This window comes from Pseudomonas sp. S2_C11 (assembly GCF_054668395.1).
The window spans coordinates 2,390,513-2,416,484 of sequence record NZ_CP162765.1; the positions used below are offsets into that span (position 1 = coordinate 2,390,513).

Below are 25,972 nucleotides of genomic sequence, written 5' to 3' on the forward strand. Positions count from 1 at the left end.
ACACGCTGAAGAAATTCGCTTGACCAAGGAGAACGGCCGTTCTACTGTTCGCCACATGAACGAATCAATCAGCAATGACACACGCGACATCATTCTGGATGTCACCGAAAAATTGATCTACAAAAGTGGCATCGCTGCCACCAGCATGGATCTGCTGGTGAAGACCGCCGGCGTCTCCAGAAAAAGCATTTATCGTTACTTTGCCGACAAGGACGCACTGGTTGTCGCGGCCCTTCAGCGACGCGATGTTCGCTGGATGCACTGGTTCACAAGTGCCGTCGATCAGGCCGAAACCCCGGCCGATCGCCTGCTCAACCTGTTTACCGTGCTCAAAGGCTGGTTCGACTCGGAAGGTTTTCGCGGCTGCGCCTTCATCAACACCAGCGGCGAAACCGGTGATCCACAGGATCCAGTGCGACTGGTGGCCAAAGAACACAAACAGAAGCTGCTCGACTACGTGTGCGAGCTATGTACCGAATATGGTGCCGAGGATCCGCAACTATTGGCCAGACAGTTGCTGATCCTGATTGAAGGCGCCATTACCATAGCGCTTGTGATGGGTGATCACAGTGCCGCCGATAATGCGCAATGCATGGCGCGAAAGTTATTGGGCCTGTAACTCTTAATAAGCCGGACTTGTTGTTCATACATTAAATGAAACAGGAGATTGAACATGTCGACTGCAGCCCAGGTGCGTCCGCCATTGCCGCCATTCAACCATGCGTCAGCGATCGAGAAGGTGCGTCTGGCCGAAGATGGCTGGAACACCCGCGATCCGGAAAAGGTTTCGCTCGCCTATACCCTCGACACCAAATGGCGCAATCGCGCCGAGTTTGCCAACAACCGCGAAGAGGCCAAGGCGTTTCTGACGCGCAAATGGGCGAAGGAACTGGATTATCGCTTGATCAAAGAACTCTGGGCCTACTCCGATACGCGTATCGCGGTGCGTTATGCCTATGAATGGCACGACGATTCGGGCAACTGGTTCCGCTCGTACGGCAACGAGAACTGGGAGTTCGATGACAACGGCCTGATGTTCCAGCGCTATGCCTGCATCAATGACATGCCGATCAAGGAAAGCGAGCGCAAATTCCATTGGCCGCTGGGCCGCCGACCGGATGATCATCCGGGGCTGAGCGAACTCGGTCTCTAAAGCCAACCCACCCCTGTGTAGGAGCTGCCGAAGGCTGCGATCTTTTGATCTTGATTTGATCGTTCCCACGCGCAGCAGCCGGTGCGCTCCGCGCCCGAGAAGATCGCAGCCTTCGGCAGCTCCTTGTATCTCGACTAACGCTCCGTCAGGAGCGATAGTTCTCGACTGATCATCGAGGGAGGGACTTGGAAGCCGCGCAGCTCCTTAGGCTTTTTGCCTGTGACGTAGATCGTGCTCCAGCCCTCCACACTCACTCGTACAGTTCGCACGGTATCTTGGGCCCGCCTGCGGCGAGAGCCCGCATTCGCAAGGTTGGACAGAGTGACGTGATGATCGCAACAGGGAACAAGTGGAGAATCAATCATGTCCGGTTTCGTTGGCGTCGACATCGCAAAGAACACCTTTGATATCGCTACACACCAGCCCAACGGCAAGCACAAAACCAAGGCCAAGCTGGCCAACGATCCAAAGGGCTTTAAAGAGTTTGAGGCGTGGCTAGAAAAAAATGCCGAGCGTTCGGCCCTGATCGTGATGGAAGCCACCAGCGTCTACCATTTGGAGCTCGCGGAATTCGTTTACAACAAAGGCTTCCGGGTCTGCGTCGTGAACCCGGCTACGACCAAAGCGTACGCTGACAGCGAACTGCGCCGCATCAAGACTGATAAAAGCGATGCCAAACTGATCGCCGACTTTGCCCGGGAAAAGGATCAAAAACTTCACCCATGGGCGCCTGAGCCGCTGAAATACCGCCAGTTAAAAGCAATGGTGCGCCGCCTGGATGACCTTCAGGAAATGGAACAAATGGAGCTCAATCGTCTGGACGTTTCCGACGAAAAGGTCAAAGACTCGATCAACTCCGTTCTGCGCCATATCGAAAAAGAGATCGTAGAAACGCATAAGGCGATCAAAAAACACATCGATGACGACCCGGATATGCGTCAGATGCGGGATCTCATCGTAACCATCGACGGCATCGGACAAAAAACGCTTGAACGATTGCTCGCCGAACTGGGTGACTTGCGCAAATACAGTGATCCTCGCCAACTGGTCGCTGCTGCAGGGCTCAATCCAAAGCTGCAGGAATCAGGAAAGCTCAAAGGTCACACCCTGATCTCAAGAGCAGGGTCAGCACGGCTGCGTGCAGGCCTTTACATGCCTGGCATGGTGGCGCTGAAACACAATAAGGCGATCAAGGCGATGAAAGAACGCCTGGAAGCCAATGGCAAGGCCCCCAAGCAGATCATCTGCGCAGCAATGCGCAAGCTGCTGCACTTCGTTTACAGAGTGCTCAAGTCAGGACTGCCATATGACCCGAAACTTGCGCTTGCCCGGTGAGGCTCAAGACGGTATCTACACAGGAATGTATTCCAGACTGTAATTGACGACGGCATGCTCTGGCTCGCCGCAACAGTTCGATACAGGTAACATAACCGCCCTCCCCGCAGCCCACGTTCTGCGCCTTGCCGAATAAGCCGACTCCATGCCTTTCGAACTCAGCGTTGACCTCACCACCCTGGCCATTCTGGCTGCTGTTGCTTTCCTTGCCGGTTTCATCGATGCCATCGCTGGCGGTGGCGGTCTGTTGACCACGCCGGCGCTGCTGACGGCGGGCCTGCCGCCGCATCTGGTGCTGGGCACCAACAAGCTGAGCTCGACCTTCGGTTCGGCGACCGCCAGTTTCACCTTCTACAAGCGCAAACTGTTCCACCCACGTCAGTGGACCCACGCCATTGTCGGCACACTGGTCGGTGCGCTCACTGGCGCGGTGGTTGCGCATTACCTCCCGGCCGAGTGGCTGAACAAGATGCTGCCGGTGATCGTTTTCGCCTGTGGCCTGTATTTGCTGTTTGGCGGCACGCCGAAAGCGCCGCTGGACAGCGACGCGCCGATCAAAAAGAAATGGCAATCGACCCAAGGCTTCAGCCTCGGCTTCTACGATGGCGTGGCCGGCCCCGGCACGGGCGCGTTCTGGACCGTGAGTAGTCTGCTGCTGTACCCGATCGACCTGGTCAAGGCCAGCGGCGTGGCGCGCAGCATGAACTTTGTCAGCAACATCGCGGCGCTGTCGGTGTTCATCTTCTCCGGACAGGTCGACTGGATCATTGGCCTGTGCATGGGCCTGTCGGTGATGGTAGGGGCTTTCTTTGGCGCGCGCACCGCGATCAGCGGCGGCGCCAAATTCATTCGTCCAGTGTTCATCACCGTAGTGCTTGGCCTGACTGTGCGCCTAGCCTGGCAGCACTGGTTCAGCGTGGCCTAAGCGCCGCGCGACGTAGACGTCGATCAGGTAACGGGCAATCGAACGCGACGCCGGCAACGGCGGCAAGTCATGCACGTTGAACCACTGGGCGTCCTCGATCTCGTCTTCCTGACAGACAATTTCGCCACCGGCATATTCGGCATGGAAGCCGAGCATCATCGAATGCGGGAACGGCCAGCACTGGCTGCCGATGTACTGGATGTTCTTCACTTCGATCTGCACTTCTTCACGCACTTCGCGAATCAGGCAATCCTCGGCCGATTCCCCCGGCTCAGCGAAACCGGCCAGCGTGCTGTAAACCCCGGTGACGAAACGCGGCGAGCGCGCCAGAAGGATTTCGTCGCCACGGGTGATCAGCACGATCATGCTTGGTGAAATGCGCGGATAACTGCGCAGATCGCACGGCTGGCAATACATCGCTCGTTCGCGCGGGACTTGCGTCATCGGCTGGCCGCAGTTGCCGCAGAAGCGATGCTCTCGTGCCCAAGTGCCGATCTGTGCGGCATAGCCGAGCACTTTGTACAACGTGTGATCGCCTTCGAGCATGAACGCTCGCAGCCCCTTCCAGCCGCAACCGGGCACATCGCTGACGCTGTGCAACTCAAGCAGATAGACCGGTTCGCCGTCGAGATGACCAATCCCGTGCTCAGCGAGGACTGAAAGGTCCTGGCGCTTGAGCCACTCGCGCGGGAACAGTGCGCCGTTGTCATCGAACAGGAAGCCTTCGGGGCTGCGCGCTACGGCCCAGCCGCCGGGTTGATCGGTGTCGAGTACTGCAGTGGTCCAGCGAGAGATCATGGTTAACTCAATCCAGAAATTCGGGTTTCTGTTTGCTCATGTGGGCGGCCATGGCCACGCGCAGATCGGTGGATTGCAACATGGCGGCGTTCCAGGTGGCAACGTATTCAAGACCATCGTCGATGCGATGGTCGCGCATGTAGCTGATCATTTCCTTGGTACCGGTCACGGCGATCGGCGACTTCGCAGCGATGTCACGGGCAATGCCGAACACGCCTTCGAGCAGCGTGTCCTTATCGCCGTAGACGCGATTGACCAGGCCCATGCTGCGTGCTTCCTCGGCGCCAAAGGTGCGACCGGTGTAAGCCAGTTCACGCAGCATGCCGTCTCCGATGATTCGCGGCAACCGTTGCAACGTGCCGACATCAGCGGCCATGCCGATGTCAATTTCCTTGATGGAAAATTGCGCGTCCTCGGCGGCATAACGCATGTCACAGGCGGCGATCAGATCGATTGCCCCGCCCAGGCAATAGCCCTGAATTGCAGCAAGCACCGGTTTGCGGCAATTGTCGACGGCGTTGAACGAGGCTTGCAGATTGAGAATCTTGCGCCGCAACAGGCGCGCATTACGGCCCACGTCCTTGCCCAGTTCATTGGCGACACCGGCGAGCATCATCAGGTCGATGCCCGATGAAAAATGCTTGCCGTTACCGCTGAGCACCACCACGCGGACTTCGTCGGTATCGTCAACCCAGTGAAAGATTTCGACGATTTCGCTCCAGAACGCCGCGTTCATTGCGTTGATCTTTTCCGGGCGATTGATCTGCACATGGGCGATGTTGTCGGCCAGTTCGACGCTGAAGGCGGAGTATTGAGTCATGGCAGTGATCCTTTACCGGGCTGGGAAATAAGCCTCGAACTATAACAAGGCAAGGGGGCGGCGGTTCGGCCAAATGCGGGACTGCCCGAAGTCTGCGCAAGATGCGCGGGCCTCTTCGCGAGCAGGCTCGCTCCCACAGGGAGACTGCATTTCAATGTGGGAGCGAGCCTGCTCGCGAAGGCGTCGGATCATTCACCGCACGCAATTATTTCAGCCCCAGCCTGTACAGCGAGCCATTCTCTTCATCTGTCAGCACATACAGATAGCCATCCGGCCCTTGACGCACGTCACGGATACGCTGATTCAACTCACCCAGCAAACGCTCCTCATGGACCACCTTGTCGCCATCGAACTGCAGGCGAATCAGCTCCTGGGTCACCAGTGCGCCGATAAACGCGTTGTGCTGCCACGGCGTGAAGCGATCCGCGTCATAGAAGGCCATGCCGCTAACCCCGGGGGATTTTTCCCAGACATGGTGCGGCGCCACGGTGCCTTCAGCAGTTTTGCCCTTCGCCTCAGGAATCGGTTGCATCGAATAGTTGATGCCATGGGTCGCCAACGGCCAGCCATAATTCTTGCCACGTTCGATGATGTTCACTTCGTCGCCGCCACGTGGCCCGTGCTCGTTCTCCCACAGCGTGCCGGTCCACGGATTGAGCGCCGCGCCCTGCGGGTTGCGCAGGCCATAGGACCAGATTTCAGGCCGGACACCAGATTGGCCGACGAAAGGGTTATCGTCCGGCACCTTGCCATCCGGGAAGATGCGTACGACTTTGCCTTGCAACTTGTCGAGGTCCTGCGCAGTCGGCCGATCGTTGTTTTCACCGAGGGTGATGAACAGATACCCGTCGCGATCGAACACCAGCCGTGAACCGAAATGGTTGCTCACTGACAGTTTCGGTTCCTGACGGAAGATCACATTGAAGTCCTTCAGCGTCTTCAGGTCATCGGAAAGCCGTCCGCGCCCTACCGCCGTACCAGCCTTGCCGCCTTCCCCACCGCCCTCGGCATAGGACAGGTAAACCATGCGGTCCTGCTTGAAGTCCGGCGACAGCGCCACATCGAGCAAGCCGCCCTGCCCTTTGGCCCAGACTTGCGGCACGCCACTGATCGGCTCCGACAGTTTGCCGTCCTTGCTCACGACGCGCAGATGACCCGGGCGTTCGGTCACCAGCATGCCCTTCTGATCAGGCAGAAACGCCAGTGCCCAAGGATGTTCCAGGCCTTGGGCAATGGTGGTGACTTCAAGAATGCCCTGCTCGCTTTTCAGCTCTTTGGGCGCGGCGGCGAACGCCGGGGCACTGATCAGCGCGGCGGCGCAGCAGGTGGCTAGTAGGGTTTTACGCAACATGCACGATTCCTTTTGTTCGTGTGAAAGGCTGACAGAACATCAGTCCTGCCGTTCAACGGTTGCTGCCGGTGCCCCGTGGGGGCGGGTTGGGAATGAAGGTTGGCGGATTGCTCGGCACCGAGCGAATCGGTTGACCATTGCCGATGCCGCGATTTTCAACGGTCGGCTGACGTGGCACGGGAACGGTGTTCGGCCCGCGAAGCGGCGGAGCGCTGGGCTGGGTGCCCTGCATGCTGTTGGGATTGGCCCGGCGAATCGGGCTGTTGTAGGGATTGTTGCTGTTCCCGGTGGGGCTTTGAGCGAGCACTACATCGGCATGAACCAGGCCACCACTTAAGACGAGGACGGCGATGCCAATCAGAAACCGGTTCATGGGAATACCTCTCGATGTGCGTGGACTAGAGCCTTGGAGCCCAAGCTACGCCGTGGGTTCGGATTTGTTAACCCTCGTGCCTTAAACAACATGTAACACGGCTTGACCGTACCGCTGGAAGCCGCGCAATCACTGGAAACTTTCTCGCCGCGCCACGGGTCACCTGATCATCACTCGGAGGACTGGTCATGGCTCGGGCAATCTGGAAAGGCGCAATCAGTTTTGGACTGGTACACATCCCCGTGGCGCTGGTTTCAGCGACGTCGTCCCAAGGCGTGGACTTCGACTGGCTCGACAGGCGCAGCATGGACCCGGTGGGCTATAAACGCATCAACAAGGTCACCGGCAAGGAAGTCACCAAAGAGAACATCGTCAAAGGCGTGGCATACGAAAAGGGCCGCTACGTGGTGCTCAGCGAGGAAGAAATCCGCTCGGCGCACCCCGTCTCGACACAGACCATCGACATTTTCTCTTTCGTCGACGCCGAGCAGATTCCGCTGCAGAACATCGACACGCCCTATTACCTGGCGCCAGACAAGCGCGGCGGCAAGGTTTACGCGTTGCTGCGCGAAACCCTGAGCAAAACCAACAAGGTCGCCCTTGCCCGCGTTGTCCTGCATACCCGTCAATACCTGGCCGCGTTGATGCCGCTGGAGTCGGCGCTGGTTCTGGTGAAACTGCGCTGGCCGCAGGAAGTGCGCAGCCTCGATGAGCTGGCGCTGGGCAGCGAAGTGACCAAGCCGCAACTGGCCAAGGGCGAGCTGGACATGGCTAAACGTCTGGTTGAAGACATGACCTCGGAGTGGTCGCCTGAGGACTACAAGGACGAGTTCGAAGACAAGATCATGGCGCTGGTCGAGAAAAAAGCCCACGAAGGCAAGATCGAGGACGTCGAGACCACCACTGGCGAGGAAGAACGCAAGACTGCCGATGTTATCGACTTGACCGAGCTGCTCAAACGCAGCCTCGGTGGCAAGGCACCGGCCAAGCCCAAGGCCAAATCAAGCAGTAAGGCGGCGCCGGCGAAGAAGACCAGGAAGGCGTCTGGGGAGTAAGCGTTGGGCCAGCTAGAGGTATGTTTGAAGTGAAGCCGCCTTCGCAAGCAGGCTCGCTCCCACAGGGAAACGCATTTCAAAATGTGGGAGCGAGCCTGCTCGCGAAGAGGCCGGTACTGACACCGCAAGTCTCAGATCAGAATAAAGATCGCCAACAACGCCGCAAAAATCGCCCACTTCTCCAGGTAATACCGCGTACGGTTGCGCTTCTTCAGCTCTTTGCCGCGCAAACGGATCTTGTAGATCTTGGCAAACAAGCGGTTGATACCACCCGTCTTGTCCCCCGCATCATTCGGCGCGCCCGCCGCTGACATCACGGTGCGGCTGAACCAGCGGTTGAACGCCGCCGCCCAGCGGTACTTCAACGGCCGCTCAATGTCGCAGAACAGAATGATGCGATTCTGATCCGTGGTGTTTTCTGCGTAATGAATAAACGTCTCGTCGAACATCACCGCTTCGCCATCGCGCCAGTGATAGTTCTCACCGTCGACGTTGATGTAGCAGCCGGGATCATTCGGCGTATCCAGACCCAGGTGATAACGATAGGAACCGGCGTACGGATCGCGGTGGCGCACCAGCTTCGAGCCCGGTGGCAGCTCGGCAAACATCGCCGCCTTGATTGAGCCGATGCTCTGCACCAATTCAGTGGTGCGCGGGCACAGCTTCATCGCCGATGGATGGCTGTCGCCGTACCACTTGAGGTAGAAGCGCTTCCAGCCAGTCTTGAAGAAAGAGTTGAAGCCGACATCGTCATACTGATTCGAGCGCTTGATCTCGCCGGCACGCAACAGATTCTGGCCCTCCTCGCGAATCTCTTGCCAGTGCGCCTGCAACGGGCTCAGATCCGGGAAATCCGCCGGATTCAGGTACGGCTTGTTGGGGATTTTCGAAAACAGATAGAGGAAGCAGTTGATGGGCGCGAGAAACGTCGAGTGGTCACTCAATTGTCGCCCCAGTTTGTGGCGCACGCGTCCACGCAAGTGAACGTAAGCAATGGAGATGACATAAACAGCGGCAATGATGAGTTTCACGGAAAAGGGTCACACGTCAAAAGTGAACAAACTGCGCGCGTGGCGACCTGAGGCCCAGCGTCTTATGCAGCGGTCTTGATGCACAGGGCGCGTCCATGGCCCGCGCCGTTTCCGGGCGCTCGGTGAAAGGGTGGCATTTTAGCCACAGTTCGTAACCGATAGTGAACCCTCAACTGTGAAAAACTGTCTTGCCTGCGTTTGTGTAATACCTGCGCGTTGTACAAGAGGCAATACGCCCGTTGCTCATTTGGATGGAACCACGCTTGGCACGCGCTCCTCTATCGCTTTACCAATAACGGAGGAACCCCCATGATCGCCCCACAAACCGGTATGAAACCAGGTCAGCGCTATCGCATTGAAAGCGTCGAGCGCGCGCCGCAATTCTCTGGCTTTTTTCTCGATGGAAAGTATTACCTGGGGCCTGAATTGCAGACCGCCGTCGGCTGGCTTGAAGGGCAAATATTTTTCTACGACCAGCTCGACCCGACCGGTGAGCCGGTTTATCCGGGCAGGATTGCCGGCACGATCGAAGGGCTGACGCTGGTGATGCCGGACGGCTTACGGCTGGAGATTGAAGAAGCGCCTTATCTGGCGGAACCTCTTGCGCCGGTGCGCGCCTCCCTCGCCGGGCGCATCGAGCGTATCTCGCGGCAGCCGATTCGCCCTTCGCCGCTGTTGGTAGCCGGGGCCGCGATGCTGGTAGGAGTTTGTCTGCTGACGATCTCGCGCATCAGAAATCGCTGAAGGCCACCGCGCGAGCAGTGGCCCAACTATCGGTCACTGCTCGCGGGTTACCGTCAGTGCGACCACGGCGATGCGCTCGGCGCGCTCATATTCAGGCTTGAGCAGTTCCTCACTGAACACATCCGGATCGAGTTCACGATAAGTCCAGCCAAAACGCTCGCCCTTGAGCAAAGGCGCCACGGCCTCGCGGAACGGGTCCTGCCCGGCGACGATCGCCACGCCGGTGTACACCAGCAACGTGCCGCCGACTTCCAGACGTGGTAACGCCTCACGCACGATACGCACCGACAAGCCCTCGCCCAGCGCTCCACCTCCGTGGCGATAGGCGCGCTGTTGCTGGTCGTTCATATACGGCGGGTTGGCGATGATCAAGTCGAACTGACCTTCGACACTGGCGAGCAGATCGCTGTGGTACACCGACACGTTGTTGGCCCCGGCCAGCTCAGCGTTGACGGCACTCATGCGCAACGCCTGCGGATTGATATCCACCGCCAGCACTTGGGCATCCGGCCGTGCCTTGGCGATGAGCACCGCGCCGGCGCCGCTTCCGCAGCCGATGTCTACTGCGCGCCTGATCGGCGAAAAGCGCTGCTGCAACTGCGCTTCTATGGCCTGAGCGAAACGGTAGGTATCCGGACCGAAGAACACCGCATCGCTCGCGGTTGTCGGGAAGGCGGAATGAGCGAACAACCGCTCATTGAGCGTCGACCAGCGCACTTGACTGCGCCACACCGCGCCATCGCGTGCAACTACGCCGGCCTGCTCCAGCGTGGCCAGTTCTTCTGCGCGAAACAGCTCTGAAGGAAACGGCATCGACCAGCCAAACACATCACGCAGATCTTTCGCCAACGGCGTGGCAAAGCGCTGCAGAAAACGTTCGTGGGTCAACGGCGTTGGGGTAATGAAGTGATAACCGCTGTCGAGCAGGCGCTTGCCCAGCTCGAACAGCGCTCTGTCCGATGTTTCTTGTGCCGACATGAAGCCTCCTTGTTTCAACGCAAGCGGGCGCGCAGTTGCATGAAGCGACGCGTCGCGAAAAGTCCGGCCGGACGCCAGTGCCGCTGGGGTTGCAGCCATGGCATCAACAATGACATCTGTTCGGCGGCAGGCTTGTTGGCCAGTGCCGCTTCCAGGTTGAGCAGATCGGCGTCATCGTCAAAGGTTTCTTCGACGGCAGCTTCGCGGCGTACGTAAGGCCGAGGCCGTGAGGCCGGGCAATCCTGAGTGATCCAGTCGCGCAACAGCTGTTTCTCATAGCCATTGAACACCCCGAACATCGCCGCATCGCTGCCGTCGATCAAACGCCAGAAACGACTTTCTTCCACCGCCTCACCGCGTTTGATCCAGCTTTTGCGCTCCAGCGCCGAAAGAAACTCGCCCATCTGTCCCGGCGTGGCCAGCCATTGATTGATGGTGCGGTTTTCAATACGGCAGTAGTCGGAATGCATGTGCCGGCCAAAGACCGCCTTGCGCTCAAGCATGGCGATGACTTCGTGGTCCAGATCAAACTCTGTGATGACGGCGGTAGTGCCTTTGCCCACGTCGTTGAGGCGATAACCGACGGCCATGCGCCGGTAGAACTCATCGCGTTCATCGCCCAGCGGCATCAGTTCGAGCATTGATTGCACTGCCTTGCGCGCATGGCCGGTGCTGGCGTTGTCGATGGTCACGTGCAGGCGGAAATAGTGCGGATCGATGCCCAGCTCCGCTAGCTCATAAGCACTGATCAACAAGTGCAGCGGCAGTTGTTCGTAGCCGAGGTTGAAGCCGATGACTTCTGGCAGAAACTGCCCGCCGAAACGTCCCAGTGCCAGCTGCACCGCGCCTTGCAGAAAATACTCGTCGGCAAGACCGCTCAGATCAGAGCATTCATGCTCGGCGAGCAGCTTGCGATAGATCACCACATGATTCTGCCGTGGCACGCCCTCGCCCAGCTCTTCAAGATAGGTATCGAGCAAATCGTCGAAACGCGGGTCCTGCCACTGCGGCAGCAGCCCGGCCAGCCAGGCGCCATCGACCTCTTTGGTCGGTGCCACATGCAGAATGAAATACAACGCGTGGGATTTGTTGCGGAAATAGCGGCGCGGTGCGCCCTGCTGACGTTGTTCGAGGTAATCGGCGTACTCGGCCGCCACGCTGGCGCAGCGGGTTTCCGACCATTGCAGCAGCTCTTCGGCGCTGGCCGGCAAATCGTCAGACAGCGCAGCCGCCTTGCTCAGCTGCTGGCGCAGGAAGTCCAGTGCCGCACGATCAACCGTGGAGTCTTCCGCCAGCAATCGGTCATAAAGCCGGCGCTCGGTATCCGCCGGCGTGGATGTTTTACCCGAAGACTTCCTGGTCGGGATTTCGATCAGCGACATGACTCATTCCCCTGCGTTATTGGCATTGCCTATAAACGAAAGAGTGATTGGCGCTGAAAAAAATTCCTTTTTTGTGCGGGGCGATGCGCTCAGTGGTGTGGATGGTTGACTAACCCAAAGCCGTGTCGAGAAACATCATCACGCCGAAGCCAAGCATCAACCCGAGCGTGGCCGGTGTTTCGTGGCCGTTGCGGTGAGTTTCCGGAATGACCTCGTGGGACACCACGAAAATCATTGCACCAGCGGCCAGGCCCATCGCCACCGGGAAGCCCAAGGCGAAGCTGTTGGTGATGCCCAAACCGATAATCGCGCCCAACGGCTCCATCAATCCTGACGCAGCGGCAATCAACGCTGCACGCACTGCGGAAATGCCGGTGACCCGCAGCGCCAACGCCACGGCCAGACCTTCGGGGATGTCCTGAATGGCGATCGCAGTGGTCAGCGGCAAGCCGATTTTCATGTCGCCGGTGGCGAAGCTGACGCCGATCGCCATGCCTTCCGGCAGGTTGTGCAGGGTGATCGCCAGCACGAACAGCCAGACCCGATTGAAGCGCTTGGCTTCCGGGCCGCGCCGGCCGCTTTTTTCATGTTCGTGAGGAACGAAGCGGTCGAGGCCGACCATCAACGCCACGCCCAAGGCCATGCCGGCCACAACGACGGCAGCGGCGAGCATGGGACTGCTCACCGCCTCCTTCGCCGCCGCAATGCCCGGCAGGATCAGTGAAAAGGAACTGGCTGCCAGCATCATCCCCGCCGCAAAGCCAAGCATGGTGTCCTGGGTTCGCGAAGTAATCGCCCGCAGCGCCAAGGCCAATAACGCACCGACTGCCGTAGCCGCGAAACCCGACAGCCCGCCGAGGGTCGCTAGGCGTAGCGTGTCGCGGCCGGTACTGACCAATCCGGTGTAGCCGCTGATCAACAGCAACACGGTTACAATGATCAGGGTGAGCCAGAAAATCCGCCCTCCCCAGCCCGTACGTGTCAGGCTGACGAACCATGCGCGCACGGGGGCGGCGAACGAAGATGACGGTAGCGCCATGAAAAGTCCTCGGTTTCAGGTGGCCGGTACGAACGGCGTGGTTTCATCCAGCTGCGCCAGCGGAACATCGCTGCCACCCGGCGTCAGAATCACCTTGCGGCATTCTTCCTGCTTTTTATTGAAGATCTTGTAACCCTCGGCGGCCTGCTCCAGCGACAGCCTGTGGGTGATGATCGCTTCAGGCTGCAACTTGCCGGTTTCGATATAGCCAAGCAGCTCCGGCAGAAAACGCTGTACGTGAGTCTGGCCCATTTTGAAGGTCAGGCCCTTGTCAAAAGCATCGCCGAACATGAAGCCATGGATAAACCCGGCATACACCCCCGGAACGCTGACCACACCGCCACGGCGGACGGCGGCGATGCACTGGCGCAAAGCCTTGCCGCTGCTGCCTTCAAGCTTGAGTGTAGCCATGACCGTTTCGGTGGTGCTGCCCTTGGCTTCAAGGCCGACGGCATCGATCACGGCATCGACGCCGCGATGGCCGGGAGTCTGGCTGGTAATGGTGTCGGCCGGGTCATCGTCCTTATCGAAGTTGATCGGAATCACCCCGTAGGTGCGCTGGGCATAATCGAGACGGTACTGGTGGTGATCGACCATGAAGATCAGCTCGGCACCGAGCATCCTGGCGCAGGCTGCGGTGAGCAAACCGACCGGCCCGGCGCCGTAGATCGCCAGACTCGAACCCTGTTTAACGCCGGCGTTGATCACCGCTTGCCAGGCAGTCGGCAGGATGTCAGAGAGAAACAGCACTTTCTCGTCCGACAGCGTGCCCGGCACCTTGAACGGGCCGGTATTGGCTTTCGGCACGCGCACCAGTTCCGCCTGGCCACCGGGAATTCCGCCATACATACGGCTGTAGCCGAACAGCGCTGCTGGCGGCGGAATCATTTTCTTGTTCAGCGCCGCGCCGGGGCCTTCGTTGGTGGTCTCGCAAGCGGCGTAAAGCTCTTGCTGGCAGAAGAAGCAATCGCCACAGGCGATCACGAACGGAATTACCACGCGGTCGCCGCGCTGCACGGCCGTGACGGCTGGGCCGGTTTCTTCGACGATGCCCATGAACTCATGACCAAAGATATCGCCGTGCTCGACGGTGGGTATTTTGCCTCGGTACAGGTGCAGGTCCGACCCGCAGATGGCGGTGGCGGTGACGCGCAGGATGATGTCGTCGGCGGCTTCAAGTTTCGGGTCCGGTACGGTTTCGACGCGCACGTCATGGGCGCCGTGATAGGTCATTGCTCGCATGGCTTGGTCCTCACTCGTTTGAACGAAAATGGCTGCTGCTCCACTTTCCGAAGTGAAAATGGCCGAGTGAGTTCATTCGGGTTTTCGAGATTTTGATCAGCGGATATCGGGGACTTCTCGGACGAGCCGATGCGTACGCCCGTTTGCCTGCCATATAACTGCCGTCTGAGTTATGCGACAATGCGCGCCAATGTCCAACAAGAACCCCGTACTCGTCGCTCAGCAGCTTGCCTTCAACGGCCCCAGTTGCGGACGGCTTATGCGCGTTGGCTCAACTCAAGCACAGACTGGGGGGAGCTGGAAAAGCTCCAGATTGGTACTCAGGTTTGTACCAGGCACCACAGACCAGCTCTAACCCATTGATAGGTAAGGTAATTGATCTCCACAGCTAACATCACGATGCAGTTTGGCGCCAAGCCGCTGTTCGAAAACGTTTCGGTCAAATTCGGCGCAGGCAATCGCTACGGTCTGATCGGTGCCAACGGTTGCGGCAAGTCGACCTTCATGAAAATCCTCGGCGGCGATCTCGATCCGTCCGGTGGCCAGGTCATGCTCGAGCCGAACGTGCGTCTGGGTAAGCTGCGCCAGGATCAGTTCGCCTACGAAGAATTCACCGTGATCGACACCGTGATCATGGGTCACGAAGAGCTGTGGAAGGTCAAGGCCGAGCGCGATCGCATCTACGCGCTGGCTGAAATGTCCGAAGAAGACGGCATGGCAGTTGCCGAGCTGGAAACCGAGTTCGCCGAGATGGACGGCTACACCGCCGAATCCCGTGCCGGCGAATTGTTGCTGGGTCTGGGCATTCCGCTGGAACAGCATTTCGGCCCGATGAGCGAAGTCTCGCCAGGCTGGAAACTGCGCGTGTTGCTGGCGCAGGCACTGTTCTCCGATCCGGAAGTGCTGTTGCTCGACGAACCGACCAACCATCTGGACATCAACACCATTCGCTGGCTGGAAAACATCCTCACCCAGCGTAACAGCCTGATGATCATCATCTCCCACGACCGTCACTTCCTGAACAGCGTGTGCACGCACATGGCTGACCTGGATTACGGCGAGCTGCGCCTGTTCCCGGGCAACTACGACGAATACATGACCGTGGCGACCCAGTCCCGCGAGCAACTGCTGTCGGACAACGCCAAGAAGAAAGCGCAGATCTCCGAGCTGCAATCGTTCGTCAGCCGCTTCTCGGCCAACGCCTCGAAAGCCAAGCAGGCCACCTCCCGCGCCAAGGCGATCGACAAGATACAGCTGGCCGAGGTCAAGCCTTCCAGCCGCGTCAGCCCGTTCATTCGATTCGAACAGAACAAGAAGCTGCACCGTCAGGCGGTCATGGTCGAGAAAATGGCCAAGGGTTTCGATGGCAAGCCACTGTTCAAGGACTTCAGCTTCCAGGTTGAAGCCGGCGAGCGCGTTGCGATCATCGGCCCGAACGGTATCGGCAAGACCACCCTGCTGCGTACCCTGGTCAACGAACTGACCCCGGATGCCGGTAGCGTGAAATGGACCGACGCCGCCGAGCTGGGCTACTACGCTCAGGACCACGCTCACGACTTCGAAGACGACGTCACCCTGTTCGACTGGATGGGTCAGTGGACCCAGGGCGAGCAGATGATTCGCGGTACTTTGGGCCGGATGCTGTTCTCCAACGACGAGATCCTCAAGTCGGTCAAGGTCATCTCCGGTGGTGAGCAAGGTCGCATGCTGTTCGGCAAGCTGATCCTGCAAAAGCCCAACGTGCTGATCATGGACGAACCGACCAACCACTTGGACATGGAATCGATCGAAGCACTGAACCTGGCGCTGGAAAACTACCCGGGCACGCTGATCTTCGTCAGCCACGACCGTGAGTTTGTATCGTCCCTGGCCACGCGCATCATCGAGCTGAGCCCGAACGGCGTGACCGACTTCAGCGGCACTTATGACGACTACCTGCGTAGCCAAGGCGTCGTTTTCTAAGAGCAGCTTTTAGTTTCAAGCTGCAAGCTGCAAGTTAAAAGCCCTGTCCTCTGTGACGGGGCTTTTTGCATTCGGCGTTTGGACATTGCTGGTGCGCAGATATTCGCGAGCAGGCTCGCTCCCACAGGGGAATGCATTTCAAATGTGGGAGCGAGCCTGCTCGCGAAGGGGCCGTCAGCAGCCCCATCAATCCCAAGGGAAAGTAGTTAGCCTGCTTTCTTTTATCCCAGCCCCGCGCCATGATGTCGGCAACTCTCCCACCGCCGCCCGCGAACGAGTGCTCATGTCTGCGCAGCCACTGCCACCGCAAAGCTCCCTGGCGATCACCCTGCAGATCGTCTCCATCGTTTTCTACACCTTCATTGCCTTCCTCTGCATTGGTTTGCCGATTGCGGTATTGCCCGGTTACGTCCATGAGCAACTGGGTTTCAGCGCGATCATTGCCGGCCTGGTGATCGGTTCGCAGTATCTGGCCACCCTGCTCAGCCGGCCAATGGCCGGGCGCATGTCGGACACCCTCGGCACCAAGCGGGCGATCATTTATGGCTTGTGGGGGATTGTTCTCAGTGGCGCGCTGACGTTGCTGTCGACCTTGCTGCAAAGTTTTCCGCTGACCAGCCTGTTGATCCTGATCGCCGGGCGCCTGCTGCTTGGCATTGCCCAAGGCCTGATCGGTGTCGGCACCATCAGTTGGTGCATGGGCCAGGTCGGTGTCGAGCACACGGCAAAATCCATCGGCTGGAACGGCATCGCCTCTTACGGCGCGATTGCCATTGGTGCGCCACTGGGCGTGGTGATGGTCGCTGAATATGGCTTTGTCAGCCTTGGCATCGCGCTGTCGGCGTTGGCGGCAGGCGCGCTGTGGTTGATCCGCAACAAACCTTCGGTGCCGGTGATTCGTGGCGAGCGCCTGTCGTTCTGGGCGGTGTTCGGCAAGATTGCACCGTACGGCACCAGCCTGACGTTGGCCTCGATCGGCTACGGCACGCTGACCACCTTCATCACCCTTTATTACCTCAACCGAGGCTGGACCGGCGCGGCGTACTGCCTGACCGTGTTTGGCGTGTGTTTCATTCTGTCGCGGCTGTTGTTCATCTCGGCGATTGCCCGGTTTGGCGGGTTTGCCTCGGCCATCGTTTGCATGTCGGTTGAAACTGTCGGGCTGGTGCTGTTGTGGCTGGCGCCCTCCACTGCGTATGCGTTGATTGGCGCAGGGCTGGCGGGGTTTGGGCTGTCCCTGGTGTACCCAGCGCTGGGGGTTGAAGCGATCAAACAGGTGCCGAGTTCCAGTCGTGGTTCAGGGTTGGGGGCTTATGCAGTGTTCTTCGATCTGGCGCTGGCGATCGCGGGACCGTTGATGGGCGCGGTGGCGTTGAATCTGGGCTATTCGTGGATTTTCTTCAGCGCGGCGTTGTTGTCGGTGACCGGGCTGGGCCTGACCTTGTTGCTCAAGCGTCGTGCACTTCCCTGAAAACAGACAATTCAATCTCCGTGGGAGCGAGCCTGCTCGCGAAGGCGTCGTGTCAGAGAAAGATGCGCTGGCTGACTCACCGCTTTCGCGAGCAGGCTCGCTCCCACAGGGGAATGCGGTGTTTGAGTTATTGATCCGCCGTCTGCATCCCCGCCCTGCTCGATTTACCCAGTGCCTGGGCAAAAAACCGTCCGGCCTCGGAGATCAGGTTGCGATGAATATCCTCGCGATCCACCCCGTCGGCATCGGTGCACAATGCCGGCATGGCGCGGATCTGCTCTTCAGTGCACGGCGCCATGAACACGAAGTGCCCTGCCCCGGCCAGCAATTTGAAGTCCGGCGCGGTGGGCAGTTTGCGCGCCAGGGCCGCAGCGTTTTTATCGAAGGCCACCAGTTTGTCGCCGTCGCCGCTGTAGAGCAGCACCGGTACGTGCACATCGGCAAGGGTGTGGCGGCCGAACTTCAGGCTCAGCGGCGCCATCAGCAATAACGCGTGAACCCGTGGATCGGCCACTGGCTGCAAATCGTCGCGATCGACAATCAGCTCGCCTTGGGTGTTGCAGGCGTCGTGATCGTCCGGGCGTTCCTGGCAATAGCGGCGCAGACGATCCAGATCCGGTTGCGCCCCGGAAAGAATCAGCGCGGTCTCGCCACCGGCCGAATAACCGATCACACCGACCTGGTCAGCATTGACGAACGGGGCCAGCATGTTGTCGGCGAGGGTGGCGGTGATCGCTTGGGAAATCTGGATTGGCCGCCCGTAGAGATTGCTCAAAGTGCCAAGTCGGCTATGGTCGCGCCAGTTGTCGCCGGGATGAATCACCGCCACCACGACAAACCCCTTGCGCGCCAGCGAAGTGGCCAGATCATGCAAGGCCAGCGGCGTGCCGGTATTACCATGGGAGAGCATCAACATGGGAAAGCGGCCGATGGCAACTTTGGTGTCTTCTCCAGCCTCGACCGAATAGCCCTCAAGCAAACTCATATGCTCACGGTCACTGGACGGGTAAAAAGCGATGGCGCGCATCGGTTGCAGATCGAGCGGGTCGAGAAAGGTCATCTCGTGATAACCGACGCTCCAGACAGGGTGCCGCCCCGGCGCGGCCTGCACTGAATTCAGGCTGCCCAGCAGGCAAATCAGCAACATTGCACAAAGATGCCTCATGAATGCCCCACCCTGTCGGACCACATCGTCGGATGTGCTGAAACTGCATAACCCGGGCCAGATTATGTAACAGCCAGAAACAAAAAACTCAGTAATCAGCCCTTGCGGAATCAGAATACAGAGTTTTTTGGGGATTGCCTGAACAGACGCTGTTCTTTACGCAAGCCTTACGCGGCGGCGAACAGTTGCTCGCTGATCTTTGCCTGCGCAGCGCTCATGGCGTTGTTGCGCACTTCTTCGCCATAGGCCAGACCTTCAGCGCGGACGATTTCGATATCGGTGATGCCGAGGAAGCCCAGTAACAGCTTCAGATACTCTTCGTGAGCGATGCCGCTGGCCTGACCGGCATGGATGCCACCAGAGGTCGACACAATCACCACTTTCTTGCCGCCGCACAGGCCTTCAGGGCCGGCTTCGGTGTAGCGGAACGTCTGGCCGGCGACGGCGACGCGGTCGATCCACGCTTTGAGCTGGGTTGGAACGGTGAAGTTGTACATCGGCGCGGCAATCACCACGGCGTCGGCAGCGATGAATTCGGCCAGGGTCGAAGCGCTCAGCTCGGCTTCGTGCTGTTGCGCAGCGTCGCGCAGTTCGGCGGTGGTGCCGGCGGCAACCAGCGTGGTCGACGAGAAGTGGCTGATCGCATCGGCCGCCAGGTCGCGGTAGGTGACCACGGCGCTCGGCTCGGCGGCTTGCCAGGCGTCGACGACTTCACGGCTCAACTGACGGGAAGCCGAGTTGTCGCCGAGAATGCTCGAATCGATGTGCAACAGTTTCATGTGGGTTCTCCTGAAAGAATCGCCGGCGGCGACGGAATGGAGACAATCCTACGCAACAAACCAATAGCTGATTAGTCGCTGACAATGCGATAGTTCGTCCCATTGATAGAACGACTGGAAACGCGCATGCAGGACCTCAACGATCTCTACTATTTCGCCAAAGTGGTCGAAGCCGGCGGTTTTGCCGCCGCCGGGCGCTTGCTCGGTATTCCCAAGTCACGGCTTTCGAGAAGGATCGCCGAGCTGGAAGAGCGCCTCGGTGCACGTCTGCTGCAACGCACCACTCGCCAACTGAGCCTCACTGCCGTGGGCGAACGCTATTTGCGCCACTGTCAGGCGATGCTGCTGGAAGCGGAAATGGCTGACGAGGCCGTGGCGAGCATGTCTAGCGAGCCTCGCGGGCGCTTGCGGGTATCGTGCCCGACCGGTCTTGCCCATGAAATGCTGCCGACGGTGATCAGCGATTTCCTCGGCAAGTTTCCTCAGGTGCAGTTGGAGGTCGTCCTGCTCAACCGCCGGGTCGATCTGGTCACCGAAGGCATCGATGTAGCGTTGCGTGTGCGCGATCACGGCGATGAAGACCCGTTGCTGGTCACCCGGCGCTTGCGGCAGGCGCAAGCAGTGGTGATCGCCAGCCCGGCGTTCATGCAAGGCAAGACCATCAATCATCCGCAGGACCTGAAAAACCTGCCGGTACTCGGCGCGCTGGAAGCCGACCGCATGGTTCATGTGCGTCTGCTCGATCAGCAAGGCAAGAGCGTCGATCTGAGCATGGAAGCGCGGCTGGGCATTGATGACTTCGTGGTGCGCAAGGCCTGCGTGCTCGCCGGTCAGGGCTTTACCGTGCTGCCGATGATGTTCTGCGAAACCGAATTGCGTAACGGCACACTGGTGCAAGTGCTGCCGCAATGGTCATTGCCTGGCGGCTGGCTGCAAGCGGTCTATCCGCACCGGCGCGGGGTAATGCCAGCGGTGCGCGCATGGATTGATCACCTGGTCGAATCGTTCAATGCCTGCGGGGACAGATTTCTATGAAACAGGGAAGAATGAGCGAAGCCGAAGTTGCCGAGTTTTGTCTGGCCCTGCCCGGCGCGCGGGAAGATTACAAATGGGGCGGCGTGCGGGTGTTCTCGATTGCCGGCAACAAGATGTTTGCCTTGCAGGGATTACGTGGGGATTCGCTGGCGTTCAAGGTCGACAAGGATCTGTTTCTCGGCCACTGCGACCGCCCGGGGATTCATCCAGCGCCGTATCTGGCGCGGGCGCAGTGGATCATCATGCACCCGCCCTACCCGCTGGGTGCCGAGGAATTACAGGGTTTGTTGCAGCGATCGCATCAACTGGTGGTGGGCAAGTTGCCCAAGAAGACTCAAATCGGCCTGCTTTTGTAAGCACGCAAATCCTGTGGGAGCGAGCCTGCTCGCGAAGGCGGTTTGTCAGGCGACTCATCAGCGAGGATTGATCGTTCCCACGCTCTGCGTGGGAATGCAGCCGGGGACGCTCTGCGTCCCAAAAGATCGCAGCCTTCGGCAGCTCCTTGTATCTCGACTAACGCTCCGTCAGGAGCGATAGTTCTCGACTGATCATCGAGGGAGGGACTTGGAAGCCGCGCAGCTCCTTAGGCTTTTTGCCTGTGACGTAGATCGTGCTCCAGCCCTCCACACTCACTCGTACAGTTCGCACGGTATCTTGGGCCCGCCTGCGGCGAGAGCCCGCATTCGCAAGGTTGGACAGAGTGACGTGATGATCGCAACAGGGAACAAGTGGAGAATCAATCATGTCCGGTTTCGTTGGCGTCGACATCGCAAAGAACACCTTTGATATCGCTACACACCAGCCCAACGGCAAGCACAAAACCAAGGCCAAGCTGGCCAACGATCCAAAGGGCTTTAAAGAGTTTGAGGCGTGGCTAGAAAAAAATGCCGAGCGTTCGGCCCTGATCGTGATGGAAGCCACCAGCGTCTACCATTTGGAGCTCGCGGAATTCGTTTACAACAAAGGCTTCCGGGTCTGCGTCGTGAACCCGGCTACGACCAAAGCGTACGCTGACAGCGAACTGCGCCGCATCAAGACTGATAAAAGCGATGCCAAACTGATCGCCGACTTTGCCCGGGAAAAGGATCAAAAACTTCACCCATGGGCGCCTGAGCCGCTGAAATACCGCCAGTTAAAAGCAATGGTGCGCCGCCTGGATGACCTTCAGGAAATGGAACAAATGGAGCTCAATCGTCTGGACGTTTCCGACGAAAAGGTCAAAGACTCGATCAACTCCGTTCTGCGCCATATCGAAAAAGAGATCGTAGAAACGCATAAGGCGATCAAAAAACACATCGATGACGACCCGGATATGCGTCAGATGCGGGATCTCATCGTAACCATCGACGGCATCGGACAAAAAACGCTTGAACGATTGCTCGCCGAACTGGGTGACTTGCGCAAATACAGTGATCCTCGCCAACTGGTCGCTGCTGCAGGGCTCAATCCAAAGCTGCAGGAATCAGGAAAGCTCAAAGGTCACACCCTGATCTCAAGAGTAGGGTCAGCACGGCTGCGTGCAGGCCTTTACATGCCTGGCATGGTGGCGCTGAAACACAATAAGGCGATCAAGGCGATGAAAGAACGCCTGGAAGCCAATGGCAAGGCCCCCAAGCAGATCATCTGCGCAGCAATGCGCAAGCTGCTGCACTTCGTTTACGGAGTGCTCAAGTCAGGACTGCCATATGACCCGAAACTTGCGCTTGCCCGGTGAGGCTCAAGACGGTATCTACAGGGGTAAGTGTGTTTTTTAGATCAAAGACAACAGGTTGGAACCGAGAAAAATCTGGTCAATCCAGAACACCTGATGCAGCAACACGATCGCCCAGAACAGAATCTGAAACGACACCTTGCGCGTTTTGTGCCGGAATACCTGCTGCGCGATCAAAGCACCCGGCCAACCGCCCGCCAGTTCCACCGCATGCAGGATGTTTTCCGGGGTACGCCAGGCGTCGGCGCGGGCCTTGCGTTTGTCGGCCCAGTACAGAAAGAACGCCAGCACACTGACAATCCCGTACGCCGCCAACGGCACCCGCGAGATGCCGCTGAGCCACATCGACAGCGAGCCGAACAGCGGCAGCGCGCAGACGACCAGCAACACCACAAGCTTCAATTTCAGATGCTGAACGCGCCCGCCTAAAGGTCGCCCCTCAGGGCGGCTCGTGCGGGAATCGTTCATGCCTTGGCCGCCGACCAGTCCACCCAGCCGAACTGCCAGGTGGCCAGAATGAACAGGCCGAACGCAATCCGGTACCAGGCAAAGGCTGCGTAGCTGTGGCTACCGATGAACTTGAGCAGGCCGCGCACAGCGATCATGGCGAAGATGAACGCCGTGACAAAACCAATGGCGAACACCGGGAAATCCGCCGGCACAAACAGATCGCGGTATTTGTAGCCCGAATACACCGCCGCACCAACCATGGTCGGCATGGCGAGGAAAAACGAGAACTCGGTGGCGGTCTTGCGTGACAGACCGAACAGCAAGCCGCCAATTATCGTCGAGCCGGAACGCGAGGTGCCGGGAATCATCGCCAGGCATTGCGCGAAGCCGATTTTCAACGCGTCGGTCCAGCGAATCTCGTCGACGGTTTCGGCATGCACCTCATGCTGACGCTGTTCGGCCCACAACATGATGATCCCGCCGATGACCAGCGCCGCCGCCACGGTGATCGGGTTGAACAGATATTCGTGGATCAGATCGGCAAAAATTACGCCGAGCACTACGGCCGGCAGGAAGGCGATCAGCAGGTTGGCGGTAAAACGTCGTGCGCTCGGCTGGGTCGGCAGGCCGATCACCACGTCGAGGATCTTGCGCCGAAACTCCCAGACCACCGCGAGGATCGCGCCGAGCTGAATGATGATGTTGAACGCCATGGCCCGCTCGCCGCCGAAGTTCAGCAAGTCGGCGACGATGATCTGGTGTCCGGTGCTCGAAATGGGCAAAAACTCCGTCAGCCCTTCTACAACTCCTAGAATCAGTGCCTGCAAGGCGGTCCAAAGATCCATCAATCCCCCAAAGAGCGATGCACGCGGGCATGCCCCGATAGTATTTTTTCGTTCACTGCGTCCAGCGTAGCCGGTAAAAGCTGTAGCGATTGCGCGCGCACAGGATCCACACGAAACGGTAAAAATTCCGTGAAATATCAAAACCGGATTCAGGTTTTCGCGCGCGGGGCCGAAATCCTAACAGACAAGCCTTAATAGCGCTCCCCGCGTTAGGCGGCTCAAGTCGCGCAATCGCGAGCCCACAGCGGTGGCTGGATGCTGGCGATCGTTTATTACAAGAACAAGAATCCGGAGTGACAGCGTTATGAACAGCTTGCGCAGTGTGTCGATCAGCCGACGCTTGTGGCTCATCTTGATCGTGGCGGTGGTCATGTTGCTGACCTTGGGCGTGCTGATGCTCAAGCAGATCCATGACGACCTCTACCACGCCAAGGCGCAGAAAACCCAGCACGTGGTGCAGACCGCCAGCGGCCTGCTCACCTATTACCAAGGTCTTGAGACCGCTGGCACCCTGACCAGGGACGCGGCGCAAAAGCAGGCGCTGACCGCGATCCGTGGCCTGCGCTACGACCAGAGCGACTACTTCTGGATCAACGACCTCACGCCCGTGATGGTCATGCACCCGACCAACCCCAAACTTGAAGGCCAGAACCTTTCGGCGATCCGCGACCCGGACGGCTTTGCGGTGTTCAACGAAATGGTCGCCATCGCCAAGGCCAAAGGCGCGGGCATGGTCAATTATCGCTGGCCGAAGCCGGGAGCGACTGATCCCGTTGCCAAGACCTCTTATGTGAAGCTGTTTGAGCCGTGGGGCTGGGTGATCGGCTCCGGCGTGTATGTCGACGATGTGCAAGCCGAATTCCAGGGGCAGATGATCAAGGCGTCGGCCATCGGCCTGGCGATTGCGCTGATCATGGCGCTGCTGGTGATTCTGATCGCACGCAGCATCGTCCGTCCGTTGCAGGAAACCGTGAATGCGATGGCCAACATCGCCAGCGGCGAAAGCGACCTGACCCGCAGCCTCGATACCCATGGCAAGGATGAAGTCACCGAACTGGCCCATCATTTCAATGCCTTCACGGCCAAGCTGCGCCGAGTGATTGGTGATCTGCAGGTCTCGGCCAGCGCTTTGGGCCAGTCTTCCAGCGAGCTGGGTAACGATGCCTCGCAGGCGCAGCAGCGCAGCCAGCAGCAGTCGCAGCAGATGGAACTGGTGGCCACAGCGATCAACGAAGTCACCTACGGCGTGCAGGACGTGGCGAAAAACGCCGAACACGCCGCCGCAGAAATGCGCGATGCCGAAGCGCAGGCGCAACAGGGGCAGATCAATATTGACGGCAGCCTGCAACAGATCGACAAGCTCTCGGGCACGATTGATCAAGCGGTGGAAGTGATCCGCACCCTGGCGGCGGAGAGTACGCAGATTGGCAGCGTGCTGGAGGTGATTCGTTCGATTGCCGAACAGACCAACCTGCTGGCCTTGAACGCGGCGATTGAAGCGGCGCGCGCGGGAGAACAGGGTCGCGGGTTCGCCGTAGTCGCCGATGAGGTGCGCTTGCTGGCCCAGCGTACGCAGAAATCGACGGCGGAGATTCAGTCGATGATCGAGCGTTTGCAGAATCATTCGGAGGCTGCGGTGAAGGTGATCGGCGACAGCAGCAAGGCCTCGCAACTGACCATTGAACAGGCGGGACTGGCCGGAGCGAGCCTTAATGCGATTGGCCAGGCGTTACGTAATCTCAACGGTCTCAATGCGTCGATTGCCAGCGCTACGCTGCAACAGGCGCAGGTGGTTGAGGACATCAACCAGAACGTCACCCAGGCGGCCGGGCTTTCCCATAGCACCGCGTTGGCGGCTGAGCAGTCCAGTGCAGCCAGCCTGCGGCTTGGGCAACTGAGCGAACAGCTCAACGGGTTGCTGCGCCAGTTCCGGGTCTGACCGGTCACCGAGGTGAGCCCCCCCTCACCCCAGCCCTCTCCCCGAGGAGAGGGAGCAGATCACTGCGCTTTTCATGATCTGCGTTCGACGCGTTATTCCAGGTCGGCGTACCTCGACCAAACAACGCGATCAGTTCCCTCTCCCCTCCGGGAGAGGTCTCTACAGTGAGGGGCTTTTGATCGCAGATCACTGGGCTTTTCATGATCTGCGTTCGACGCGTTATTCCAGGTCGGCGTACCTCGACCAAACAACGCGGTCAGTTCCCTCTCCTTCCGGGAGAGGGTTAGGGTGAAGGGCTTTTGATCGCAGATCACTGGGCGTTTCATGATCTGCGTTCGACGCGATATTCCAGGTCGGCGTACCTCGACCAAACAACGCGGTCAGTTTCC

At 59.0% G+C, this 25,972-nt stretch carries 25 protein-coding genes; 12 read left to right on the top strand and 13 right to left on the bottom strand.

Annotated features, from left to right (window positions below; all coding sequences use genetic code 11):
• Nucleotides 1-55: 55 nt before the first annotated feature.
• From AB4N48_RS10820 to AB4N48_RS10835, 4 genes are all read left to right on the top strand, one after another.
• Nucleotides 56-619 (top strand): TetR/AcrR family transcriptional regulator, encoded by a 564-nt coding sequence (locus tag AB4N48_RS10820; protein ID WP_460095558.1) that lies wholly within the window; start codon nt 56-58, stop codon nt 617-619.
• Nucleotides 620-673: 54 nt separating this feature from the next.
• Nucleotides 674-1,153 carry a nuclear transport factor 2 family protein gene (locus AB4N48_RS10825; RefSeq protein ID WP_041480390.1) on the top strand — a complete coding sequence of 160 codons (480 nt, stop codon included), beginning with the start codon at nt 674-676 and terminating at the stop codon, nt 1,151-1,153.
• 363 nt (nt 1,154-1,516) lie between these two features.
• Nucleotides 1,517-2,488, top strand: a complete 972-nt coding sequence (locus AB4N48_RS10830; protein WP_460095409.1) for an IS110 family RNA-guided transposase — start codon at nt 1,517-1,519, stop codon at nt 2,486-2,488.
• A 145-nt stretch (nt 2,489-2,633) separates the two neighbouring features.
• Entirely contained in the window at nt 2,634-3,413 is a 780-nt protein-coding gene (locus tag AB4N48_RS10835; RefSeq protein ID WP_016774706.1) for a TSUP family transporter, read from the top strand.
• Here AB4N48_RS10835 and nudC read toward each other — a convergent pair.
• The 4 genes from nudC to AB4N48_RS10855 all read right to left on the bottom strand — a co-directional run bounded on the left by nudC (nt 3,381) and on the right by AB4N48_RS10855 (nt 6,755).
• Nucleotides 3,381-4,211 (bottom strand): NAD(+) diphosphatase, encoded by an 831-nt coding sequence (gene nudC, locus AB4N48_RS10840; protein ID WP_095180000.1) that lies wholly within the window; start codon nt 4,209-4,211, stop codon nt 3,381-3,383. The genes AB4N48_RS10835 and nudC overlap by 33 nt on opposite strands.
• Before the next feature lie 7 nt (nt 4,212-4,218).
• Nucleotides 4,219-5,031, bottom strand: coding sequence for a crotonase/enoyl-CoA hydratase family protein (locus AB4N48_RS10845; RefSeq protein ID WP_310215941.1), 813 nt, complete (start codon nt 5,029-5,031; stop codon nt 4,219-4,221).
• Between the two features lie 205 nt (nt 5,032-5,236).
• The gene (locus tag AB4N48_RS10850; RefSeq protein ID WP_150742116.1) at nt 5,237-6,382 is read right to left on the bottom strand and encodes a PQQ-dependent sugar dehydrogenase; all 1,146 of its coding nucleotides are present in this window, start codon (nt 6,380-6,382) and stop codon (nt 5,237-5,239) included.
• A 52-nt stretch (nt 6,383-6,434) separates the two neighbouring features.
• Complete coding sequence (locus tag AB4N48_RS10855; protein ID WP_150635343.1) at nt 6,435-6,755, bottom strand: hypothetical protein; 321 nt, start codon at nt 6,753-6,755, stop codon at nt 6,435-6,437.
• A gap of 188 nt (nt 6,756-6,943) precedes the next feature.
• Between AB4N48_RS10855 and ku the strand changes: the two genes are divergently transcribed.
• Nucleotides 6,944-7,810, top strand: a complete 867-nt coding sequence (gene ku, locus AB4N48_RS10860; RefSeq protein ID WP_460095410.1) for a non-homologous end joining protein Ku — start codon at nt 6,944-6,946, stop codon at nt 7,808-7,810.
• Between the two features lie 131 nt (nt 7,811-7,941).
• Here the strand turns inward: ku and lpxO are convergent, their stop codons facing one another.
• Nucleotides 7,942-8,841 (bottom strand): lipid A hydroxylase LpxO, encoded by a 900-nt coding sequence (gene lpxO / locus AB4N48_RS10865; RefSeq protein ID WP_460095412.1) that lies wholly within the window; start codon nt 8,839-8,841, stop codon nt 7,942-7,944.
• A gap of 309 nt (nt 8,842-9,150) precedes the next feature.
• Here lpxO and AB4N48_RS10870 point away from each other — a divergent pair, with 309 nt between their 5' ends.
• A complete protein-coding gene (locus AB4N48_RS10870; protein WP_323621323.1) occupies nt 9,151-9,585 on the top strand; it encodes a short chain dehydrogenase in 435 nt (144 codons plus the stop codon).
• Between the two features lie 33 nt (nt 9,586-9,618).
• Here AB4N48_RS10870 and AB4N48_RS10875 read toward each other — a convergent pair whose 3' ends face one another.
• The 4 genes from AB4N48_RS10875 to AB4N48_RS10890 all read right to left on the bottom strand — a co-directional run bounded on the left by AB4N48_RS10875 (nt 9,619) and on the right by AB4N48_RS10890 (nt 14,226).
• Nucleotides 9,619-10,563 carry a methyltransferase gene (locus AB4N48_RS10875; RefSeq protein ID WP_460095413.1) on the bottom strand — a complete coding sequence of 315 codons (945 nt, stop codon included), beginning with the start codon at nt 10,561-10,563 and terminating at the stop codon, nt 9,619-9,621.
• Nucleotides 10,564-10,577: 14 nt separating this feature from the next.
• Nucleotides 10,578-11,945 (bottom strand): iron-containing redox enzyme family protein, encoded by a 1,368-nt coding sequence (locus AB4N48_RS10880; RefSeq protein ID WP_460095414.1) that lies wholly within the window; start codon nt 11,943-11,945, stop codon nt 10,578-10,580.
• Between the two features lie 109 nt (nt 11,946-12,054).
• Entirely contained in the window at nt 12,055-12,984 is a 930-nt protein-coding gene (locus AB4N48_RS10885) for a ZIP family metal transporter (protein ID WP_460095415.1), read from the bottom strand.
• 15 nt (nt 12,985-12,999) lie between these two features.
• On the bottom strand, nt 13,000-14,226 hold the full coding sequence (locus AB4N48_RS10890) for a zinc-dependent alcohol dehydrogenase (protein WP_150635349.1): 1,227 nt from the start codon (nt 14,224-14,226) through the stop codon (nt 13,000-13,002).
• Nucleotides 14,227-14,601: 375 nt separating this feature from the next.
• On the opposite strand from AB4N48_RS10890, the gene AB4N48_RS10895 reads away from it, so the two are divergent.
• Both AB4N48_RS10895 and AB4N48_RS10900 read left to right on the top strand, forming a co-directional pair.
• Nucleotides 14,602-16,188 carry an ABC-F family ATPase gene (locus AB4N48_RS10895; RefSeq protein ID WP_460095417.1) on the top strand — a complete coding sequence of 529 codons (1,587 nt, stop codon included), beginning with the start codon at nt 14,602-14,604 and terminating at the stop codon, nt 16,186-16,188.
• A 283-nt stretch (nt 16,189-16,471) separates the two neighbouring features.
• On the top strand, nt 16,472-17,659 hold the full coding sequence (locus tag AB4N48_RS10900; RefSeq protein WP_056785939.1) for an MFS transporter: 1,188 nt from the start codon (nt 16,472-16,474) through the stop codon (nt 17,657-17,659).
• 127 nt (nt 17,660-17,786) lie between these two features.
• On the opposite strand, the gene AB4N48_RS10905 is transcribed toward AB4N48_RS10900, so the two are convergent.
• Together AB4N48_RS10905 and AB4N48_RS10910 are read right to left on the bottom strand one after the other, a co-directional pair.
• A complete protein-coding gene (locus tag AB4N48_RS10905) occupies nt 17,787-18,824 on the bottom strand; it encodes an alpha/beta hydrolase family protein (protein ID WP_150635350.1) in 1,038 nt (345 codons plus the stop codon).
• A 167-nt stretch (nt 18,825-18,991) separates the two neighbouring features.
• Nucleotides 18,992-19,603 carry an FMN-dependent NADH-azoreductase gene (locus tag AB4N48_RS10910; protein ID WP_460095418.1) on the bottom strand — a complete coding sequence of 204 codons (612 nt, stop codon included), beginning with the start codon at nt 19,601-19,603 and terminating at the stop codon, nt 18,992-18,994.
• Nucleotides 19,604-19,729: 126 nt separating this feature from the next.
• On the opposite strand from AB4N48_RS10910, the gene AB4N48_RS10915 reads away from it, so the two are divergent.
• The 3 genes from AB4N48_RS10915 (at nt 19,730) to AB4N48_RS10925 (ending at nt 22,352) form a co-directional block, all read left to right on the top strand.
• On the top strand, nt 19,730-20,638 hold the full coding sequence (locus AB4N48_RS10915; protein ID WP_460095419.1) for a LysR substrate-binding domain-containing protein: 909 nt from the start codon (nt 19,730-19,732) through the stop codon (nt 20,636-20,638).
• Nucleotides 20,635-20,994, top strand: coding sequence for an MmcQ/YjbR family DNA-binding protein (locus AB4N48_RS10920; protein WP_110645259.1), 360 nt, complete (start codon nt 20,635-20,637; stop codon nt 20,992-20,994). The genes AB4N48_RS10915 and AB4N48_RS10920 overlap by 4 nt, the downstream gene beginning before the upstream one ends.
• Before the next feature lie 386 nt (nt 20,995-21,380).
• Complete coding sequence (locus AB4N48_RS10925; RefSeq protein WP_056786210.1) at nt 21,381-22,352, top strand: IS110 family RNA-guided transposase; 972 nt, start codon at nt 21,381-21,383, stop codon at nt 22,350-22,352.
• 36 nt (nt 22,353-22,388) lie between these two features.
• On the opposite strand, the gene AB4N48_RS10930 is transcribed toward AB4N48_RS10925, so the two are convergent.
• Both AB4N48_RS10930 and AB4N48_RS10935 read right to left on the bottom strand, forming a co-directional pair.
• Nucleotides 22,389-22,817, bottom strand: coding sequence for a DUF1294 domain-containing protein (locus AB4N48_RS10930; protein ID WP_460095420.1), 429 nt, complete (start codon nt 22,815-22,817; stop codon nt 22,389-22,391).
• A complete protein-coding gene (locus AB4N48_RS10935; RefSeq protein WP_016774688.1) occupies nt 22,814-23,644 on the bottom strand; it encodes an undecaprenyl-diphosphate phosphatase in 831 nt (276 codons plus the stop codon). Before AB4N48_RS10935 ends, AB4N48_RS10930 begins: the two co-directional genes overlap by 4 nt.
• A 304-nt stretch (nt 23,645-23,948) precedes the next feature.
• Between AB4N48_RS10935 and AB4N48_RS10940 the strand changes: the two genes are divergently transcribed.
• Nucleotides 23,949-25,583, top strand: a complete 1,635-nt coding sequence (locus tag AB4N48_RS10940; RefSeq protein WP_095179989.1) for a methyl-accepting chemotaxis protein — start codon at nt 23,949-23,951, stop codon at nt 25,581-25,583.
• Nucleotides 25,584-25,972 lie beyond the last annotated feature (389 nt).